The sequence below is a fragment of the Tepidimonas alkaliphilus genome (assembly GCF_007556595.1).
GTDB lineage: Bacteria > Pseudomonadota > Gammaproteobacteria > Burkholderiales > Burkholderiaceae_C > Tepidimonas > Tepidimonas alkaliphila.
Window position 1 is genome coordinate 93,223 of the sequence record NZ_VJNB01000002.1, and the last position, 18,129, is coordinate 111,351.

Sequence of the window (18,129 nt, forward strand, 5' to 3'; positions counted from 1 at the left end):
GCTATGTACCCCTAACTTGACTGGAGCCCCCATGGGCCAAGCTGAACCCGCCCGCTTGAGCCTCAACGAATACCTGCGCTGGGAAAGCGCGCAGCCGCTGCATCACGATTTCTGGCGCGGCGAGGTGTATGCGATGACAGGCGGTTCGCTGCGCCACAACCGCGCCACGCTGGCCGCCGCGATGACGCTGCAGCGAAACCTGCAGGATACCCCTTGCTAGGTCTTCGTCAGCCACGTGCGGGTGGCGGTGGAGGCGGCGCAGCACTGGTTTTATCCTGACGTGGTCGTCACCTGCGATCCGCAGGACCTGGACGACCCGGACGCCACAGCGTTGCGCGCCCCCGTCCTGGTGCTGGAGGTGCTGTCGCCCTCGACGGCAGCCTACGACCGCGGGGAGAAGTTCCTTAGCCTGCAGCGACTGCCCAGCGTGCGCGAGTATGCGCTGCTCGACCCCGCGCGCCTGCGGCTGGAGGTGTTTCGCCGCAACGCCGAGGGGCGCTTCGAGCGCCATGTCGTCGAGGGGGTGCAGGCCGAGGCGGAACTGACGAGCGTCGGCTGGCGCGGCCCGCTGTCGGCCCTGCTGGGCTGAGCCTCGGCGCCGCGCCGCCGCGCGCATCAGAGCATCTCCAGCGCGATCGCGGTGCCCTCGCCGCCGCCGATGCACAGTGTGGCCACGCCGCGCTTGAGGCCCCGCGCCTTCATCGCGTGCATCAGCGTGACCATGATGCGCGCGCCGCTGGCGCCGATCGGGTGGCCCAGCGCGCAGGCGCCGCCGTTGACGTTGACGAGGTCGTGCGGGATGCCGAGCTCCGTCATCAGCGCCATCGGCACCACCGCAAAGGCCTCGTTGACCTCCCACAGCTGCACGTCGGCGACCTGCCAGCCAACCTTGGCCAGCAGCTTGCGCGTGGCGCCCACCGGCGCGGTGGTGAACCAGTTCGGCTCCTGCGCGTGGGTGGCGTGGCCGACGATGCGCGCCAGCGGCGTGCAGCCCAGCCGCTCGGCGGTGGAGGCGCGCATCAGCACCAGCGCCGCCGCCCCGTCGTTGATCGAGGAGCTGGAGGCCGCGGTGATGGTGCCGTCCTTCCTGAACGCGGGCTTGAGTTGCGGGATTTTCTCAAGCTTGATCTTGCCCGGCCCTTCGTCGTTGGCCACCACGCGCTCGCCGCTCCTGTCCTGCACCGTCACCGGCGTGATTTCGGCGGCGAAGCTGCCGTCGGCCACGGCGCGCTGGGCGCGCCGGACGCTTTCGGTGGCAAACGCATCCTGCTGCTCGCGCGTGAACCGATACTTCGCGGCGCAGTCTTCGCCAAACGTGCCCATGCTGCGGCCAGGCTCGTAAGCATCCTCCAGGCCGTCGAGCATCATGTGGTCGAAGACGCGGTCGTGCCCCATGCGGTAGCCGCCGCGGCCCTTGAGCAGCAAGTACGGCGCGTTGGTCATGCTTTCCATGCCGCCGGCCACCATCACCTGGGCACTTCCGGCCAGCAGCATGTCGTGCGCCAGCATCGCGGCCTTCATGCCAGAGCCGCACATCTTCGACAGCGTGACGGCACCGGCGCTCTTGGGCAGCCCAGCTTTGAGCGCCGCCTGGCGCGCCGGCGCCTGGCCCTGGCCGGCCATCAGGCAGTTGCCCATCAGCACTTCATCGACTTGCTCCGGCTGGATGCCGGCGCGCTGCACCGCAGCGCGGATCGCGGCGGCGCCCAGGTCGTGCGCGGCCAAGCTGGCGAAGTCGCCCTGAAACGAACCCATCGGCGTGCGCGCGGCGCCGACGATGACCACGGGATCGGTGGCAGTGCTCATGCGGTGACTCCTTCTGCAGAGGAAAAGGTGGATGAAGCGGCCACCAGCGCCGCGCCGTCCAGCGCAGGCGGCACCGGCGCTGGGTTGGCGGCAGCCGATTCGGCTGATGGGCTCAACGCCACGGCGCGCCGCGTGGAAAAGCGCCGCGCCTGCTCGTAGGGGAAGATGTCATGGATGTGGCCGGCGCGCAGGCGCTGCTGGTGCGCCTGCCAGAACTCGACGTCGAGCAGGTCGGCATGGTGGCGCATGAACACCTCGCGCACCAGCGGGTTGGAGAGCAAAAACGGCCCGAAGGTCTCCGGAAACACGTCGTGCGGGCCCACCGAATACCAGACCTCGCCGCTCATCTCGTCGTCCTCGTCGCGCGGCGGCGGCACGCGGCGGAAGTTGCAATCGGTGATGTATTCGATTTCGTCGTAGTCGTAGAACACCACCTTGCCGTGGCGCGTGATGCCGAAGTTCTTCCACAGCATGTCGCCCGGAAAGATGTTGGCCGCCACCAGGTCCTTGATCGCGTTGCCGTATTCGATGACGGCGTGCTCCAGCTGCTGGCGCGCGCGCACGTCATCGGGGTTGGCCTTTAGCGCATCGAAGCACTCCTGCAGGTAGATGTTGAGCGGGATCATGCGCCGCTCGATGTAAACGTGCTTGAGCACCACTTCGGCCCGACCGTCGCCGTTGCGGTCGCCGATTTCCACCTGGCTGGGCGCCTCGCGCAACAGCTCCTCGATCAGCTCGTCTGTAAAGCGCTCGCGCGGAAAGCCCACCCCGGAAAACTCCAGCGTATCGGCCATGCGCCCGGCGCGATCGTGCTGTTTGACCAGCTGATATTTGGCGCGCACCTGTTCCGGCGTGATGTCTTTCTGCGGCGGAAAGCGATCCTTGATGACCTTGAACACAAACGGAAAGCTTGGCAAGTCAAACACCAGCATCACCATGCCCTTGATGCCGGGCGCGATGCGGAACTGGTCGGTGCTGTGCCGCATGTGGTAGAGAAAATCGCGGTAGAAGAGCGTCTTGCCTTGCTTGGCCAGGCCCAGCGCGTTGTAGAGCTCGGCGCGCGGCTTGCGCGGCATCAAGCTGCGCAAAAATTGCACGTAGGCGCTGGGCACCTCCATATCCACCATGAAATAGGCGCGCGCAAACGAAAACAGCATCAGCAGGTCGTCTTCGCCGTGCAGCAAGGCGTCGATGACGAGCTGACCGCGGTCGTTGTGCAAAATCGGCAAGGCAAACGGCACTTCTTGAAAGCCGTTGATGAGCTTGCCGACCGCATACGCGCCCTTGTTGCGGTAAAAAAGGCTGTCGAGCACCTGGATCTGAAAGTTGGCGCGCAGCCGGCGGTGGTCAAACAGCGGCAACAGCGCATCGTGCACGTCGGCCACGTCGCGCGCCAGATTTTCAAACGGCACGCGCAAGCCAAAATCCTCCACCAACCGCCGCAGCGTATCGGGCAACTCCGCCAGCGTCTGCGGGTAATAACAGCGGTAGGTGGTGTGCGACTTGGGATCTTCCGGCTCGATGTATTCGGTGCTGATGGCCGGACGCACGAAGATGAAATCGTTTTGGAAGTAGCTGCGGTGCAGGATTTTGGTCGTGACCGAGTTGAAGAAGGTCTCCGCGAGCTCCGGCTGGCGATGGTCCACCAGCATGCCGATGTAGAGCAGCTTGGCCTGCTGCCAGACCTCCATCGGCTGCTGCGACGCTTGAAATTCGCGCTCCAGCCGCGTGACGCACTCCTTGACGCGCAGGTCGTAGAACTCGATGCGCTCGCGTTGCGCGCGCTGCTGGCCGGCCCAGTCGGCGGTCTCGAAGCGGTGCTTGGCGCGCGCCGACTCGGCGCGAAACAGCCGGTAGTGGCGGTTGAAGCCGTCGATCATCGCGCGCGCGATGCCGTAGGCCACCGAGGAATCAATGCGTTGCAGCAGCATGCGGCGTGGACTCCGAAGGCTGGAGCCGGCGCGTGCGCCCCAGGCCGCGCCGGCGTGCAGGCCGCAGCATAGCCGCTGCAGGGCCGCGCGCCAACTCCGGGAAGGTCGGCGGCCCCGGATGCATCAGGCCGTCTCCGCAAACAGCTCGCGCCCGATCAGCATGCGCCGGATTTCGCTGGTGCCGGCGCCGATTTCATACAGCTTGGCGTCGCGCCAAAGACGTCCGAGCGGATACTCGTTGATGTAGCCGTTGCCGCCGAAGATCTGGATGCCGTCGCCGGCCATCTTGGTGGCCTGCTCGGCGCACCACAGGATGACGCTGGCGCAGTCCTTGCGCACCTGGCGCACGTGCGCGGCGCCAAGGCGATCCAGGTTCTTGCCGACGGTGTAGAGGAACGAGCGCGCCGCCTGCAGCGTGGTGTACATGTCGGCCACTTTGGCCTGAATGAGCTGGAACTCGCCGATGCTCTGGCCGAACTGCTTGCGCTGGTGGATGTAGGGGATAACGTGGTCCATCACCGCCTGCATGATGCCCACCGGCCCCGCGGCGAGCACCGCGCGCTCGTAGTCCAGCCCGCTCATCAGCACCTTGACGCCGTTGTTGAGGCCGCCGAGGATGTTGTCCGCCGGCACCTCGACGTCCTGGAACACCAGCTCGCCGGTGTGGCTGCCGCGCATGCCGAGCTTGTCGAGCTTCTGCGCCACCGAAAAGCCCTTCATGCCCTTTTCGACCAAAAAGGCCGTGATGCCGCGCGGCCCCAGCTCCGGCTCGGTCTTGGCATAGACCACGAGCACATCCGCGTCGGGGCCGTTGGTGATCCACATCTTGGTGCCGTTGAGCAGGTAGTAGCCGCCCTTGTCCTCGGCGCGCAGCGTCATGCTGACGACGTCAGAGCCGGCGCCGGGCTCGCTCATGGCCAGCGCGCCGATCCATTCGCCGGCGATCAACTTGGGCAGATACTTGCGCTTTTGCGCCTCGGTGCCGTTGCGGCGGATCTGGTTGACGCACAGGTTGGAGTGCGCGCCATACGACAGCCCCACCGAAGCGCTGGCGCGGCTGATCTCCTCCATCGCCACCATGTGCGCGAGATAACCCATGCCGGCGCCACCGTAGTCCTCCTCCACCGTGATGCCCAGCACCCCCAACTCGCCCATCTTCGGCCACAGGTCCATCGGGAACTGGTCGGTGCGGTCGATCTCGGCCGCGCGCGGCGCGATCTGCTCCGCGGCAAAGGCGCGCACCGCGTCGCGCAGGGCATCGATGTCGTCCCCAAGTTGGAAGTCGAGTCCGGGCAGGTGGGTCATGGCAGTCTCCGGCCTAGATTGACGTTTACGTCAACGTCAATTATGCCGCCTTTTCCGGCTCCGCCGCATCCAACCGCGCCAGCAGGGCGCGCGCTTCCTTCTCGTGCGCTTTGATCTCGTCCAAGGTGGCCTGCAGGTCGGCCATTTGCGCCTCGATGCGACGGCGGTGCTGCGCCAACACCTCCAAAAATTTGCGCAGCTGCGGGCCGGTGTCGCGCGGGCTGTCATACATTTCAATCAGTTCTTTGGCCTCGGTCAGGCTCAGGCCCAGCCGTTTGGCGCGCAGCACCAGCTTCAAGCGCGTGCGGTCGCGCGCCGAATAGACGCGCTGGCGGCCCTGACGACGAGGCTGCAAGAGCCCCATGTCTTCGTAGAAACGGATGGCGCGCGTGGTCAGGTCGAACTCGCGCGCCAAGTCGCCGATGGTGTAGGTGGTGGTCTTGCCCATGGCCTGCTCAAATGCCGCAGCCCCACGAGCCCCGCGCATCGTGGGACGTCAACGTCGCGGTCCTTTCTGTCCGTGGCATGATAAGCGGGCTGCCGCAAGAGACTATAGTGCGGGATGATGAACCCGCCTCCGAGCCCCCAGCCCGGCTCGCCTTGCCAACCTGCTGCGCTGTCGCTGACGACGGCATGGCGCTTGGCGCGCCCGGGCTTCCTGTGGGTGACCGTGGCCGGCGTGCTGCTCGGCAGCGCGATGGCGGCGGCCTGCGGCTGCGGCTTCGATGCGCCGCGCGCGGCGGTGGCGCTGGTGCTGGCGCTGCTGGCGCACGCCGCAGCCAACGCCTGGAACGACCACCACGATGCCGTCAGCGGCGCCGATGCGCTCAACCCCGCGCCGCTGGCGCCGTTCACCGGCGGCTCGCGCGTCATCCAGCAGGGGCAGGCCAGCGCCGCCGACGCGCGCCGGCTGGCGCTGACGCTGGCGGCGCTGGTGGCGCTCGGCGGGCTATGGCTGGCGCTGCAGGCCGGCGGGGTGCTGATCGTCATCGGGCTGGCCGGGCTGCTGCTTGGATGGGCTTACTCCGCGCCGCCGCTGCGGCTGATGGCGCGCGGACTGGGGGAGCTGACCGTGGCGGCGGCGTGGTGGCTGATCGTGGTCGGCGCCGACGCCACGCAGCGCGGCCAGTGGCACCTGGTGCCGGCGGTGAGCGCCGTGCCGTTTGCGCTGCTGGTGGCCAACATTCTGCTGATCAACGGCGTGCCGGATGCGCCGTTTGACGCCCGCGTGGCCAAGCGCACGCTGGCGGTGCGGCTGGGGCCGACCGGCGTGGCGGCGGCCTATACGGCGCTGGCGCTGCTGGCGCACGGCGCGCTGCTGGTGGCATGGCGGGCGCAGATCCCGCCCTCCACGGCGTGGTGGGGGCTGGCCTCCGCGCCGCTGTCGCTGGCGGCGGCGGCACGGCTGTGGCGCTTCGTGGCGCGCAGCGAGCCGGTGACGGCGCTGCGGCCGGCCATCGGGTTGACGATCGCAGCCGCCCTGGTGCACGCGCTGGCGCTGGCGGCGGCCTTCGTCGCAGTGGCGCTGCAGCGCTGAAGGTCGGCTGGGGCTGCGCCGCGCCACATCAGCCAGGGGCGGCCACGCGGCGGTCGGCGACGATGCGGCCATCGACCAGCTCAACGATGCGGTCGCAGCGCGCCGCCAGACGCGGGTCGTGCGTGACGATCAGGCAGGCGCTGCCCATATCGCGGTTGAACGCGCGCAGCAGCGCAAACACCGCATCGGCGCTGGCGGTGTCGAGGTTGCCGGTGGGCTCATCCGCCAGGATCAGGCGCGGCTGCAAGATCAACGCCCGCGCCAAGGCCACGCGCTGCTGCATGCCGCCGGACAGCTCGCCAGGCCGCTTGGCCAGCGCCTCGCCTAAGCCGACGCGCTGCAGCAGCGCGCGGGCGCGCGCTTCGTCGGCTGGCGTCAACGCGCCATGCGCAGCCAGCACGGGCAACAGCACGTTTTCCAGCGCGGTGAAAGCTGGCAGCAAGTGGTGATACTGAAACACAAACCCGATCGTGCGCCCGCGCAACGCGGTCAGCTGCGCTTCACTCAGTGAGGCGGTATCGAACCCGTCGATCCACAGCTGGCCCTCCGTAGGACGCTCCAGCAGGCCCATGACGTTCAGCAGCGTGCTTTTGCCGGAGCCGGACGGCCCTGTCAGCGCAACGAACTCATGGGGTTGCAATTCGAGGTCGATGCCATGCAGCACCTCGGTTTCCACTGGCGTGCCGACGTGGTAGCGCTGGCGAACGCCGCGCAGCGCCAGCACCGGGGCGGCGGTTTCGTCGGCGGGCCTCATGCGCGGATCGCCTGCACCGGATCCATGCGCGCGGCGCGCCGCGCCGGCAACCATGCCGCCAGCAACCCCACCGCACACGCCACCAGTGCAGCTTGCAGCGCCAGCTGGGGATCGAGCTCGGCCTGAAACAGCGCGCCGGGCCCGTTGGGGTTTTGAAACACGCGCGAAAACACCGCCAGCAGCCCATACGCCAGGCTGGTTCCCAGCAGCGAGCCGCTCAACCCCACCAAAGCCCCTTGCAGCAAAAACACCGCCATCACCTGCCCGCGCCCCACGCCCACGGCCCGCAAAATGCCGATTTCGCGCTGTTTTTGCACCACGCTGACCACCAAGACGCTGGCGATCCCCAAGGCCACGATCAGCACGACGAAACTGCGGATCAGGTTGTTGGACATCGCCTGATTCGACAGCGCGGTCAGCAGCGCCGCATTGGTTTGCATCCAGCTCTCCACCGTCAGGCCGGTCTGCGCGCGCAACTCGGCGGCCACGGCTTCGGCGCGAAACAAATCGCGCACCGTCAGCTCCAGCTGCGTGACGCCGCCCGGCACACCCAACAGCGTTTGCCCCAGCCGCAGCGGCACCAACACCCAGCGCCGGTTGAGGTCGCGGTTGCCAACATCCAGCACCCCGGCCACCGTCACGGTTTCGCTGCGCCCTTGCGCCGAGGTCAGCCGCACGCGATCGCCCACCGTCACGCCCAAGTCGGCAGCCAACTCGGCGCCGATCATCGCCTCGGCGGCGCTGATCGCCCAACGCCCCTGCACCAGCTTGTCATCCAGCCGCACCACGCGCCGGTACGCCTCGGGCACCACGCCGATCAGCGTTACGCTGCGGCTGGCCTGACCGCGCAGCGCCAGCGCCGGGCCACTGACCACCGGCGAGACGGCCAACACGTTGTCGTGGCGGGCCACCAGCGCCGCAATCCGCTCCCAGGCGTCCACCGCTCGCAGGGCCTGCTCCCGCGGCTGCACGCGCGCGGCCACCGCTGGGGCATCCGGGGGCGCGGCGCGCCGGGTTTGCGGGGAGGGTGCGCGCACGACGATATGCGGCTGTGTGCCCAGCACGCGATCGATGATCGAGGCTTGCAACTGTTGGATCAGCTGCGTCAAAAAGATGATGACGGCCACCCCCCCAGTGACGCCGGCCAAAATCAGCGCGGTCTGCATGCGGCCCTCGCGCAAAAAGCGCAGCGCCACCAGCAACTCGAATGGCAACCAACGGGCCCAGGGGCTTAGGGCCGCGCGCGCTGCACTGCCTCGCATCGCCATCCCTTTAACGCCCGGCGGCGACAACCTGACGCACCCGCACGCGCTCGCCCGGCAGCGCTTTTTCAGTCTGCGGGATCAACAGCATGCCGGCCTCGACGCCTTCGGTGAGCTCCACCTGACCGATGCCGCGCAAGCCCACCTGAACCGGCTGACGCACCGCGCGTCCATCTTGCACTTTCAGCACCCAGGGTTGCGGGCTGTCGATGTCGCGCACCGCTTCGGCTGGCGCCACCCGGGCGTCGTCGCGCCGCGCGCCGACAATTTCAACCGACACCGTCATGGCCGGACGCAGCCAGGCCGGCGGGTTGCCCAGCTTGAGCCGAACCAGCACCGTGCCCCGTTGGGCATCGGCGGCCGGGGCCACCCAATCGACCACCGCGTCCAGGGGCTGCGTGGGATCGGCATCGGCCGCCACCCGCGCGGGCAAGCCCGGAGCCAGCAGCCGCACGTGACGCTCGTCCACGGCAGCTTCCACGCGTAGCGGCGCTTGCGCGGCCAACGTCAGCAGCGGTCGGCCCGGCTGCGCCAAGCTGCCTGGCTCCACGTGCCGCGCCAGCACCACGCCATCGACCGGGCTGACCACCCGGGTGCGCGCCAGCCGCGCCTGCGCCAACGCCAGCGCCGCTTCAGCCTGGCGCAAACGCGACTCCAGCAGCGCCGCGGCGACCTCACCGGCGCGGTTGGCTTGCGCCTGCGCACGCGCGGCCTGCCAGGCGCTTCGGGCCTGGGCCCAAGCACGCTCGGCTTCGTCGGCGCGCTGCGCGGAAAAGAAGCCTTGCGCGACCAGAGCGCGGACGCGCTCAGCCTCACGCTCGGCGGTGCGCAGATTGGCTTCGGCCTGCTGCAGGGTGGCTTCGCTCACCGGCGCGGTCACGGCGAATTGTTCGCGCCGACGCAGCCGGGCCTCCTGCAGCGCCGCCTCGGCCTGCTGCACGGCGGCGCGGGCTTCCTCATCGTCCAGCTGCACCAGCAGCTGGCCGGCGCGCACGGTCTGGCCTTCGCGCACCGCCACCGAACGCACGGTGGCCGTCACTTCGCTGCCAACGTCCCACTGGGTCGGCGCCTGCACCTGGCCGCTGACCACCACCGTCTGCACGATGGGGCCGCGCTGCACCGCCACCGCGCGCACTGAGGCTGGGCGGCCAGCCCACCAGCCAACCGCCACGAGCACCGCGACCGCCACACCCAAGCCGGCGATCCATTGCTTTGCGCGCCGTTGCATCGTCCGCCAAGCGTAACATGTCAGGCCAGCGGCCACTGGCGCTCCGCCCGATGGCGCTGCGCGTAGTCGGGGAGCGCCTGCGCCACCAACGCCCAAAATGCCGCGCCATGGTGCGGTTCGCGCAAATGGGCCAGTTCGTGCACGACGACGTCGTCGCGCAACGCCTCGGGCAGGCAGACCAGGCGCCAGTTCAGGCTGACGGCGCCGCGGCCGCTGGCGCTGCCCCAGCGCGTGCGCGCCGACGACAGGCGCAGCCGCTGCGGCTGCACGCCCAGCCGCGGCGCCCAGTGCGCCACGCGCGCGGCCAGATCGGCCCGCGCCTGCGCGCGCAGCGCCGGGGTCAGCGGCGGCCACCCCGGGGCCGGGCGTTCAGCCTGCCGCTGCAAGTGGGCGACGATCCAGTCGGCCCGCCGCTGCAGGCATTCTTCCACCCACGCCGCCGGGGCGCGCTGAGGCGCGCGCACGCGCAGGCCGTCTGGGCCAATCTGCAACCCGGGCGTGCGCCGCGCGCTGCGCTCCAGGCGGTAGGCCACCTCCCGGCCGGCCAGTCGCGCGGTGCGGTTGACCTGCGGGTGGCGCCACGGCGCGCCAGCGTCAGCCGGCGGAGGCAGGCTGGCGGTCATCGGCGTGCTCCTGGCCGCGGTAGGCCTCGGGGTCGAGGCGGCGCATCTCGCCCTCGATCCAGGTCTCGACCTCGCGCATTAGCTCGTCCGGATCGCGGCCGGCGCTGGGGATCGGCCGCCCGATCGAGAACACCACGGTGCCGGGCCGCTTGACGAGGGCCCGCCGCGGCCAGCACCGACCGGAGGTGATGGCGATCGGGATCACCGGCACGCCGGTGGCCACGGCCAGCCGCGCGCCGCCGGTCTTGTACTGCCCCTTGGCGCCGCGCGGCACGCGCGTGCCTTCCGGAAACATGATGACCCACACCCCGCGCGCCAGCAGCGCCCGACCCTGCTCGACCACCCGCTGGAACGCCTGCGTGCGCTTGGCGCGGTCGATGTGGATCATTTCAAGCCGCCCTAGCGCCCAGCCGAAGAACGGGATGTAGAGCAGCTCGCGCTTGAACACGAACGCCAGCGGCCGCGGCATCAGCACCGGCAGCGCGAACGTCTCCCACGTTGACTGGTGCTTGGCCAGCAGGATGGCCGGCGCGTGCGGATCGGTCGGCAGGTTCTCCCAGCCGATCACCTCGTTGCGGATGCCCAGCATCCAGCGCGCGGCCCAAACTTGCAACCCCGCCCAAGCCACGCAGAAGCGATACAAGCGCCGCGGCGGCCACAGCAACGACAGCCCCAGCGCCGCCAGCGCCCACGGCATCACCGTGACCGCCATGAACAGCAGATGCGCCCAGGAGCGCAGCGCGTTCATGCGGCCGCTCCTGCATCGCCGGCCGGGGCGCCGCGCGCCAGCAGCGCGTCGGCCAGCGCCGCCAGGTCGTCGTGGCAGGCCACGTTGGCCGGCAACTCCGGCGGGCGACCGACGCCGCGCCACGCCGCCAGCTGCCCAGTCAGCACCAGGTGGGTGTCGCAGCCGGCAGCCAGCGCCGCCTGCACGTCGCGCATCGAATCGCCCGCCGCCACCAGCTGCTGCGGCGCCACGCCAAAGCGCTGCGCGATCTGCAGGAACAGCCCCGGCGCCGGCTTGCGGCAGTCGCAGCCCTCGTCCGGCGCATGCGGGCAGAAGAACACCGCTTCCACGCGCGCGCCGGCCTGCGCCAGCACGCGGTGCATGCGCGCGTGCACCGCGTTGAGCGTGGCCGTGTCGAACCAGCCGCGACCCAGCCCCGCCTGGTTGGAGGCCACCACGATGCGCCAGCCGGCCTCGTGCAGGCGCGCCAGCGCCTCCACCGCGCCCGGCAGCGGCTCCCAGTCGTCCGGGCCGCGCACGAAGTCCTCCGGATCGCGGCTCAAGGTGCCGTCGCGGTCGATGACCAGCAGCCGAGGAGCACGCGCAGGCATGGGCAAGCGCCCCAGGTCAGGCCGCCAGCCGCGCCAGATCGGCCACGCGGTTCATCGCGCGCTGCAGCAGCGCGAGCAGACCCAGCCGGTTGGCGCGCAACACCGGGTCGTCGGCGTTGACCATCACGCCGTCGAAGAAGGCATCCACCGGCCCCTTGAGCGAGGCCAAGCGGCGCAGGCTTTCGGTGTAGTCGCCGGCCTCGAAGGCGGCGTCGGCCTGCGGCTGCACCTGAAGCAGCGCCTCGTGCAGCGCGCGCTCGGCCGGCTCCACCAGCCGCGCCGGCTCCACCTGCGGCGCCACCGCCTGCGTGGCCTTTCGCAGGATGTTGCCGACGCGCTTGTTGGCCGCCGCCAGCGCCGGCGCCTCCGGCAGCGCGGCGAACGCTCGCACCGCCTGCAGCCGCCGGGGCACCTGCGCCAGCTGCGGGGGGCGCAGCGCCAGCACCGCCTCCACCTCGTGGGCGGTGTAGCCCTGCTCGCGCAGCAGCACCGCCAGACGGTCGTAGATGAAGTCGGCCAGCGCCGCGCGCGGGTCGCGCAGGCGCTCGCCGAACGCCGCCACGGCGTCGTCGAGCAGGTCCGGCAGCGCCAGCGGCAGGTCGCGCTCAATCAGCATGCGCACCACGCCCAGCGCATGGCGACGCAGCGCGTAGGGATCCTTGTCGCCGCTGGGCAGCTGGCCGATGCCGAACAGGCCGGCCAGCGTCTCCAGCTTGTCGGCCAGCGCCAGCACCAACCCAACCTCCCCGCGCGGCAGCGCATCGCCTGCAAAGCGCGGCCGGTAGTGGTCCTCGATCGCCTCGGCCACGCGGGCGTCCTCGCCGTCGTGCAGCGCGTAGTAGCGCCCCATCGTGCCCTGCAGCTCGGGGAACTCGCCGACCATGTCGGTCAGCAGGTCGGCCTTGGCCAGCCGCGCGGCGCGATCCGCCAGGCGCAGCAGCTCCCCCCCGCCCAGGCGCTGCGCGATCGCGCGCGCGATCGCCCCCACGCGCTCGACGCGCTCGCCCTGCGTGCCGAGCTCGCGGTGATACACCACCTTCGCCAACCCTTCGACGCGCGACGCCAGCGGGCGCTTGCGGTCCTGGTCATAGAAGAACTTGGCGTCCGCCAGGCGCGGGCGCACGACGCGCTCGTTGCCGGCCACCACCGCGCTGGGATCCGCCGGCGTGACGTTGCTGACCACCAGGAAGCGGTGCGTCAGCCGCCCGTCGGCGTCCAGCAGTGGAAAGTATTTTTGGTTGGCCTTCATCGTCAGGATCAGGCACTCCTGCGGCACTTCCAGGAACGCCGGATCGAATTGGCACACCAACACGTTGGGGCGCTCCACCAGCGCCGTCACCTCGTCCAGCAGCGCCTCGTCGTCGATCGGACGGCAGCCGCCGCCAACGCGCGCGGCGGCCTCCTCGAGCTGGCGGCGGATCTCGGCGCGGCGCGCCTCGAAACTCGCGATCACTGCGCCGTCGCGCGCCAGCGCCTCGGCGTAGGCGTCGGCGTGCGGCAGCTCGATCGGGTCGCGCGCGGCCTCGAAGCGGTGGCCGTGCGTGTGGCGCCCGGCCCGCAGGCCCAGCGCCTGCACCGGCACCACCTCTGCGCCGTGCAGCGCCACCAGCGCGTGCGCCGGGCGCACGAAGTGCACGTTGCTCCAGCCGTCGGCCAGCTGGTAGGTCATCACCTTCGGGATCGGCAGCCGCCGCAGCGTCTCCTCCAGCGCCTTCTGCAGGCCGTCGGCCAGCGTCGCGCCCGGCGCCACGCTGTCCCAGAACAGCGCCTCGGCCTTGCCGTCGGGCTGGCGCACCAGCCGCGCCACCAGCGCCGCCGGATCGTCGGTGGCCACGCCCAGCGCCGCAAGCTTCTTCAGCAGCGCCGGCGTCGGCCGGCCGTCGGCGTCCAGGCCGACGCCGACTGGCATCAGCTTGGTGCGCACCGGCTGGTCCGGCGCCTTGGCCCGCACGCCCGCGATGTGCACCGCCAGCCGCCGCGGGCTCGCGTACGGCGTGACGGCGGCGTCGGCCTCCACCAGCCCCTGCGCGCGCAGCTGCTCGGCCAGCGTGGTCGCAAACGCCTCACCCAGAGTCTTCAGCGCCTTCGGCGGCAGCTCCTCGACGCAGAGCTCCACCAGCAGCGGCGATCGTTCGTGTGCAGTCATCTCGTGATTCCAGCTCGCCCCGTTCAGTGGGGCACCTCCTCGTCAGGCCAGCCCAGCCCCAGCGCGCGGGCGTTGCGGTTGAGCCGCCGGTCGAAGCTGAAGAACAGCGTGCAGCCGCGCCGCCAAGCCAGCGCCAAGTGCAGCGCGTCGCCGGCGCGCAGGCCGCTTGCCACGCGCTGGCACAGCCCGGCGGCCGCCGCAAAATCCTCGCCCTCGCACGCCACGACGTCGATGCCGCCGCGGCGCACCCCGTCGCGGTAGGCGTCGCACAGCGCCGCCGCCGTGGCCGGCGCGAAGTCGCCGCGGCGCGCCTTGACCGCCAGCGCGCTGGCCACCTCGACCTCGGTCCAGTCGGCCGTCAGCAGGCGCCAGCCACCCTGCAGCACCGCGCGTGCGTGCGGGGCGGAGGGCTCGCGGCTCAGCAGCGCGACCCAGACGCTGGTGTCGACGTAGCAGGCCGCCGCGCTCAAACCCGGCTCCATGCCTCGCGCGGCACCGGCTCGGTGGCCGGCACGTCCAGCCGCTCGTGCAGCGCGTCCAGCGCCTGCAGCCACTGGCGGCGCTGCTGCAGCGTCTGCGGATCCACCGCCACCGCCAGCCGGGCCGGGCCCAGCGGCTCGACCTGCAGGCGGTCGCCCTCGCGCAGCTCGCCGAGCTGACGCAGCAGCTCGCGCGGCAGGCGGATGGCCAGGCTGTTGCCCCAGCGGCTGATGGTCAGCTCCATGGCAGACTCCGGCAGACGTCGATCCAACGTATCTACAAGTATAGACCGTCCGCCCCGTCAGGCCGCCGCCTTGGCGGCGCGCTGCGCCAGCACTTCCTCGGCCCACGGCCGCGGCGCCAGCGGAAAGCCCAGCCGCGCGCGGCTGTCCACGTAGCTCTGGGCGACGCTGCGCGCCAGGTTGCGGATGCGGCCGATGTAGCCGGCGCGCTCGGTGACGCTGATCGCCCCGCGCGCATCCAGCAGGTTGAAGGTGTGGGCGGCCTTGAGCACCTGCTCGTAGGCCGGCAGCGCCAGCTGCTGCGCCATCAGATGCTGCGCCTGGCGCTCGTGCGCCGCAAACGCCGTGAACAGGAAGTCGGTGTCGGCGTGCTCGAAGTTGTAGGCCGACTGCTCCACCTCGTTCTGGTGGAACACGTCGCCGTAGGTCAGGCCCGGCGCGTAGGTCAGGTCAAAGACGTTTTCCACGCCCTGCAGGTACATCGCCAGCCGCTCCAGCCCGTAGGTGATCTCGCCGGTGATCGGGCGGCAGTCGAGGCCGCCGACCTGCTGGAAGTAGGTGAACTGCGTCACCTCCATGCCGTTGAGCCAGACCTCCCAGCCCAGGCCCCAGGCGCCCAGCGTCGGGTTTTCCCAGTCGTCCTCGACGAAGCGGATGTCGTTGGTCTTCAGGTCGAAGCCCAGCGCCTGCAGGCTGCCGAGGTAGAGGTCGAGGATGTCGGCCGGCGCGGGCTTGAGCACCACCTGGAACTGGTAGTAGTGCTGCAGCCGGTTCGGGTTCTCGCCGTAGCGGCCGTCCTTCGGGCGGCGGCTGGGCTGCACGTAGGCGGCCTTCCACGGCTCCGGCCCCAGCGCGCGCAGGAAGGTGGCGGTGTGGCTGGTGCCGGCGCCCACCTCCATGTCGTAAGGCTGCAGCAGCGCGCAGCCCTGCGCGTCCCAGTAGGCCTGCAGCTTCAGGATGATCTGTTGGAAGGTCAGCATGGAGGCCGATTCTACGGCCCCATCCGGCGCCGCCCGCCCGCGGCCAGCGCCAGCGCCCACAGCAGCAGCGCCGCCGCGGCCACCGGCGCCAGCCCCCAGCGGGCGGCCCAGCGCGCGTAGGGCGTCAGGCCCTGGCGGCCCTGCACGACGGCGTCGAGCTCGCCCGGCACGCCGCGCGGCAGTTCCGCAAGTACCCGCCCGCGGTGGTCGATCGCCGCGGTAGCGCCGGTGTTGGTGGCGCGCAGCATCGGGCGGCCCAGCTCCAGCGCGCGCAGCCGCGCGATGCCGCGGTGCTGGTCGATCGCCACGCCGTCGCCGAACCAGGCGATGTTGCTGACGTTGACCAGCACCGTCGGGGCCTGCGTCGGCTCGCGGAACGCCGCCGCCAGCTCCTCGCCGAACAGGTCCTCGTAGCAGACGTGCGGCGCGATGCGCTGGCCGCCCCACTCCAGCGCCGGCTGCGGCAGCGCCCCGCGCGCGAAGTCGCCCATCGGCATCACCATCAGGTTGACGAACCAGCGAAAGCCTGGCGGCACGAATTCGCCGAACGGCACCAGGTGGTGTTTGTCGTAGCGGTAGTCGGCGCGCGCCGGCGCGTGCGCTGCGTCCTGCGGCGCCGCGCCGGGCCGCCAGCCGACCACCGAGTTGGTGTAGCCGTCGGCGAGGCTGCCCAGCGGCAGCCCCATCAGCACCGCCGCGTGGCCCTGGCGGATGGCCGCGGCCAGCTGGGCCCAGTAGTCCGCCGGCACGTCCTGCGGCAGCAGCGGGATGGCGGTTTCCGGCGCCACCACCAGCCCGCCAGCCAGCGAAGGGGTCTGCGCCGCGCGCACGAGCGCCTGCCCGTACCAGCGCAGCGCGCGCTCGATGCCGCGCTCGGCGTCGAACTTTTCGTCCTGCGGGATGGCGCCCTGCAGCAGCCGCACCGGCAGCGTCCCCGCCGGCTGCGTCGGCTGCGGCAGGCGCGCGTGCAGCCATGCGCCGGCCCCCGGCCAGCCCCACAGCGCCAGCACGAGCGCCGCCCCGGCCAGCCACGCCGCGCCGCGCGCCAGCGCCAGCCACGCCGCCGCCAGCGCCGCCAGCGCCCCCAGGCCATAGACGCCCATCCACGGGGCCAGCGCGCCCAGCACGTCCACCTGCGCGTAGCCGCCGGCGCCCCATGGGAAGCCGGTCCACAGCACGCCGCGCGCCAGCTCCGCCAGCGTCCACGCGGCGGCAAACGCCAGCGCCGCCGCCCACGGCGCGGCTGGCCGAGCGCGCCACCACAGCCACGCCGCCAGCGCATAGTCCAGCGCCAGGAACAGCGCCAGCAGCAGCACCGCGGTGGCCGCCAGCGGCGCGGCCATGCCGCCATACACGTGCATGGAGGTGAACAGCCAAGCGAACACCCCGGCCAGCCACGCGGTGGCAAAGACGAGCGCGCGCAGCAGCAGCGCGCGCGCATCCGGGCTGCGCGCCAGCAGCGCCACCGCGGCGGCGAGGCTGGCCACCTGCAGCCAGCCGGCCGGCTCGCCGCGGCGCAGCCACGGCGCCAGCTCCAGCCCCCACGGCCACGCCACCGACCACGCCTGCAGCAGCCCGGCGGCCAGCGCCAGCGCGACCGGCGCCAGCCGGGCCGCGCGCGCCGGCCTCATGGCGCGGCGGGCAGGCGGGTCACCTTGAACCAGCGCACCGCCCCGCCGCGCGCGTGCTGCACCGTGAAGCTCAGGCCCTGCGCCTCGAAGCGCTCGCCGCGCCGCGGCACGCGCCCCATCTCGTGCGCGACGAAGCCGCCGATGGTCTCGAACTCGCTCTCCGGCAGCCGCACCTGGAACCACTCGTTGACGCGCTCGATCGGCGTGTCGCCGCTGATGCGCCAGGTGCCGTCGGCCAGCGCGAAGATGTCGCCCTCCGGCTCGTCGTCGGCGTCGAACTCGTCCTCGATGTCGCCGACGATCTCCTCCAGCACGTCCTCGATCGTCACCAGCCCGGCCACGCGCCCGAACTCGTCGATCACGATCGCCAGGTGGTTGCGGTTGGCGCGGAATTCGCGCAGCAGGTCGTTGAGCGGCTTGCTCTCCGGCACGAACACCGCCGGGCGCAGCAGCGTGCGCAGGTTGAGCTCCGGGGCGCGCTGCAATTTAAGCAGATCCTTGGCCAGCAGGATGCCGATGATGTTGTCGCGCTCGCCGTCATAGACCGGAAAGCGCGAGTGCCCGGTGTCGATGACGACGTTGAGCAGCTCCGGGTATGGCGCGTTGATGTCCAGCGCGTCCATGCGGGCGGCGGCCACCATCACGTCGCGCGCCGTCATGTCGGCGATGCGCAGCACCCCTTCCAGCATCACGCGCGAATCCGCGCCGATGACATGGTTGTCTTCGGCTTCGGCCAACGCAGCGATCAACTCAGCCCGAGAGTCGGGGCCAGGATGCAGAAATTCGACCAGGCGTTGCAGGAGGGGGCGGGCATCAGGCGTGCGGGAGCGAGCGGCCCGGCGCGTCGCAGAATGAGCGGAGTCGGC

18 protein-coding genes and 1 pseudogene are annotated in these 18,129 nt (G+C 71.0%); 3 read left to right on the plus strand and 16 right to left on the minus strand.

Annotated features, from left to right (window positions below; all coding sequences use genetic code 11):
- The first annotated feature begins 31 nt into the window (after positions 1-31).
- Both Talka_RS02560 and Talka_RS02565 read left to right on the plus strand, forming a co-directional pair.
- Entirely contained in the window at positions 32-220 is a 189-nt protein-coding gene (locus Talka_RS02560) for a PDDEXK family nuclease (RefSeq protein ID WP_143889549.1), read from the plus strand.
- Positions 221-232: 12 nt separating this feature from the next.
- Positions 233-589: pseudogene (locus Talka_RS02565) on the plus strand (Uma2 family endonuclease); the annotation flags it as partial.
- 26 nt (positions 590-615) lie between these two features.
- On the opposite strand, the gene Talka_RS02570 reads toward Talka_RS02565, so the two are convergent.
- The 4 genes from Talka_RS02570 to Talka_RS02585 form a co-directional block, all read right to left on the minus strand.
- Positions 616-1,806, minus strand: coding sequence for an acetyl-CoA C-acyltransferase (locus tag Talka_RS02570; protein WP_143889551.1), 1,191 nt, complete (start codon positions 1,804-1,806; stop codon positions 616-618).
- Positions 1,803-3,737, minus strand: coding sequence for a bifunctional isocitrate dehydrogenase kinase/phosphatase (gene aceK / locus Talka_RS02575; protein WP_143889552.1), 1,935 nt, complete (start codon positions 3,735-3,737; stop codon positions 1,803-1,805). Before aceK ends, Talka_RS02570 begins: the two co-directional genes overlap by 4 nt.
- Positions 3,738-3,860: 123 nt before the next feature.
- Complete coding sequence (locus Talka_RS02580) at positions 3,861-5,042, minus strand: isovaleryl-CoA dehydrogenase (protein WP_143889553.1); 1,182 nt, start codon at positions 5,040-5,042, stop codon at positions 3,861-3,863.
- A 40-nt stretch (positions 5,043-5,082) separates the two neighbouring features.
- Entirely contained in the window at positions 5,083-5,490 is a 408-nt protein-coding gene (locus Talka_RS02585) for a MerR family transcriptional regulator (protein ID WP_143889554.1), read from the minus strand.
- A gap of 117 nt (positions 5,491-5,607) precedes the next feature.
- Between Talka_RS02585 and Talka_RS02590 the strand changes: the two genes are divergently transcribed.
- A complete protein-coding gene (locus Talka_RS02590; protein WP_143889555.1) occupies positions 5,608-6,579 on the plus strand; it encodes a prenyltransferase in 972 nt (323 codons plus the stop codon).
- A gap of 28 nt (positions 6,580-6,607) precedes the next feature.
- Here Talka_RS02590 and Talka_RS02595 read toward each other — a convergent pair whose 3' ends face one another.
- Genes Talka_RS02595 through Talka_RS02650 form a run of 12 tightly spaced genes read right to left on the minus strand, consistent with a single transcriptional unit; the run spans position 6,608 to position 18,063 of the window.
- On the minus strand, positions 6,608-7,333 hold the full coding sequence (locus Talka_RS02595) for an ABC transporter ATP-binding protein (protein WP_143889556.1): 726 nt from the start codon (positions 7,331-7,333) through the stop codon (positions 6,608-6,610).
- Complete coding sequence (locus Talka_RS02600; protein WP_246100537.1) at positions 7,330-8,547, minus strand: ABC transporter permease; 1,218 nt, start codon at positions 8,545-8,547, stop codon at positions 7,330-7,332. The genes Talka_RS02595 and Talka_RS02600 overlap by 4 nt, the downstream gene beginning before the upstream one ends.
- Positions 8,548-8,605: 58 nt before the next feature.
- Positions 8,606-9,823, minus strand: coding sequence for an efflux RND transporter periplasmic adaptor subunit (locus tag Talka_RS02605; protein WP_143889558.1), 1,218 nt, complete (start codon positions 9,821-9,823; stop codon positions 8,606-8,608).
- Positions 9,824-9,843: 20 nt separating this feature from the next.
- Positions 9,844-10,446, minus strand: a complete 603-nt coding sequence (locus Talka_RS02610; protein WP_143889559.1) for a M48 family metallopeptidase — start codon at positions 10,444-10,446, stop codon at positions 9,844-9,846.
- Complete coding sequence (locus tag Talka_RS02615; RefSeq protein WP_143889560.1) at positions 10,418-11,194, minus strand: lysophospholipid acyltransferase family protein; 777 nt, start codon at positions 11,192-11,194, stop codon at positions 10,418-10,420. The genes Talka_RS02610 and Talka_RS02615 overlap by 29 nt, the downstream gene beginning before the upstream one ends.
- Positions 11,191-11,784: a D-glycero-beta-D-manno-heptose 1,7-bisphosphate 7-phosphatase gene (gene gmhB, locus Talka_RS02620; protein WP_143889561.1), complete on the minus strand. Its 594-nt coding sequence runs from the start codon at positions 11,782-11,784 to the stop codon at positions 11,191-11,193. The genes Talka_RS02615 and gmhB overlap by 4 nt, the downstream gene beginning before the upstream one ends.
- 16 nt (positions 11,785-11,800) lie before the next feature.
- Positions 11,801-13,930, minus strand: a complete 2,130-nt coding sequence (gene glyS, locus Talka_RS02625) for a glycine--tRNA ligase subunit beta (RefSeq protein ID WP_143889562.1) — start codon at positions 13,928-13,930, stop codon at positions 11,801-11,803.
- A gap of 23 nt (positions 13,931-13,953) precedes the next feature.
- Positions 13,954-14,412 (minus strand): type II toxin-antitoxin system VapC family toxin, encoded by a 459-nt coding sequence (locus tag Talka_RS02630; RefSeq protein WP_143889563.1) that lies wholly within the window; start codon positions 14,410-14,412, stop codon positions 13,954-13,956.
- Positions 14,397-14,654 carry an AbrB/MazE/SpoVT family DNA-binding domain-containing protein gene (locus Talka_RS02635; protein WP_143889564.1) on the minus strand — a complete coding sequence of 86 codons (258 nt, stop codon included), beginning with the start codon at positions 14,652-14,654 and terminating at the stop codon, positions 14,397-14,399. Before Talka_RS02635 ends, Talka_RS02630 begins: the two co-directional genes overlap by 16 nt.
- 57 nt (positions 14,655-14,711) lie before the next feature.
- Positions 14,712-15,632 (minus strand): glycine--tRNA ligase subunit alpha, encoded by a 921-nt coding sequence (gene glyQ, locus Talka_RS02640; RefSeq protein ID WP_143889565.1) that lies wholly within the window; start codon positions 15,630-15,632, stop codon positions 14,712-14,714.
- An 11-nt stretch (positions 15,633-15,643) separates the two neighbouring features.
- On the minus strand, positions 15,644-17,263 hold the full coding sequence (gene lnt, locus Talka_RS02645; protein WP_143889566.1) for an apolipoprotein N-acyltransferase: 1,620 nt from the start codon (positions 17,261-17,263) through the stop codon (positions 15,644-15,646).
- Positions 17,260-18,063: a CorC family transporter gene (locus Talka_RS02650; protein WP_143889756.1), complete on the minus strand. Its 804-nt coding sequence runs from the start codon at positions 18,061-18,063 to the stop codon at positions 17,260-17,262. Before Talka_RS02650 ends, lnt begins: the two co-directional genes overlap by 4 nt.
- Positions 18,064-18,129: the final 66 nt, after the last annotated feature.

What these genes read in the sequence shown, in the direction of transcription:
- gmhB (WP_143889561.1), bottom strand. Translation starts at nt 11,784, where the DNA reads ATGCCTGCGCGTGCTCCTCGGCTGCTGGTCATCGACCGCGACGGCACC.
- Talka_RS02605 (WP_143889558.1), bottom strand. Translation starts at nt 9,823, where the DNA reads ATGCAACGGCGCGCAAAGCAATGGATCGCCGGCTTGGGTGTGGCGGTC.
- Talka_RS02585 (WP_143889554.1), bottom strand. Translation starts at nt 5,490, where the DNA reads ATGGGCAAGACCACCACCTACACCATCGGCGACTTGGCGCGCGAGTTC.
- Talka_RS02635 (WP_143889564.1), bottom strand. Translation starts at nt 14,654, where the DNA reads ATGGAGCTGACCATCAGCCGCTGGGGCAACAGCCTGGCCATCCGCCTG.
- Talka_RS02570 (WP_143889551.1), bottom strand. Translation starts at nt 1,806, where the DNA reads ATGAGCACTGCCACCGATCCCGTGGTCATCGTCGGCGCCGCGCGCACG.
- Talka_RS02580 (WP_143889553.1), bottom strand. Translation starts at nt 5,042, where the DNA reads ATGACCCACCTGCCCGGACTCGACTTCCAACTTGGGGACGACATCGAT.
- Talka_RS02595 (WP_143889556.1), bottom strand. Translation starts at nt 7,333, where the DNA reads ATGAGGCCCGCCGACGAAACCGCCGCCCCGGTGCTGGCGCTGCGCGGC.
- Talka_RS02615 (WP_143889560.1), bottom strand. Translation starts at nt 11,194, where the DNA reads ATGAACGCGCTGCGCTCCTGGGCGCATCTGCTGTTCATGGCGGTCACG.
- Talka_RS02630 (WP_143889563.1), bottom strand. Translation starts at nt 14,412, where the DNA reads ATGGAGCCGGGTTTGAGCGCGGCGGCCTGCTACGTCGACACCAGCGTC.
- Talka_RS02590 (WP_143889555.1), top strand. Translation starts at nt 5,608, where the DNA reads ATGAACCCGCCTCCGAGCCCCCAGCCCGGCTCGCCTTGCCAACCTGCT.
- lnt (WP_143889566.1), bottom strand. Translation starts at nt 17,263, where the DNA reads ATGAGGCCGGCGCGCGCGGCCCGGCTGGCGCCGGTCGCGCTGGCGCTG.
- Talka_RS02610 (WP_143889559.1), bottom strand. Translation starts at nt 10,446, where the DNA reads ATGACCGCCAGCCTGCCTCCGCCGGCTGACGCTGGCGCGCCGTGGCGC.
- aceK (WP_143889552.1), bottom strand. Translation starts at nt 3,737, where the DNA reads ATGCTGCTGCAACGCATTGATTCCTCGGTGGCCTACGGCATCGCGCGC.
- glyQ (WP_143889565.1), bottom strand. Translation starts at nt 15,632, where the DNA reads ATGCTGACCTTCCAACAGATCATCCTGAAGCTGCAGGCCTACTGGGAC.
- Talka_RS02560 (WP_143889549.1), top strand. Translation starts at nt 32, where the DNA reads ATGGGCCAAGCTGAACCCGCCCGCTTGAGCCTCAACGAATACCTGCGC.
- glyS (WP_143889562.1), bottom strand. Translation starts at nt 13,930, where the DNA reads ATGACTGCACACGAACGATCGCCGCTGCTGGTGGAGCTCTGCGTCGAG.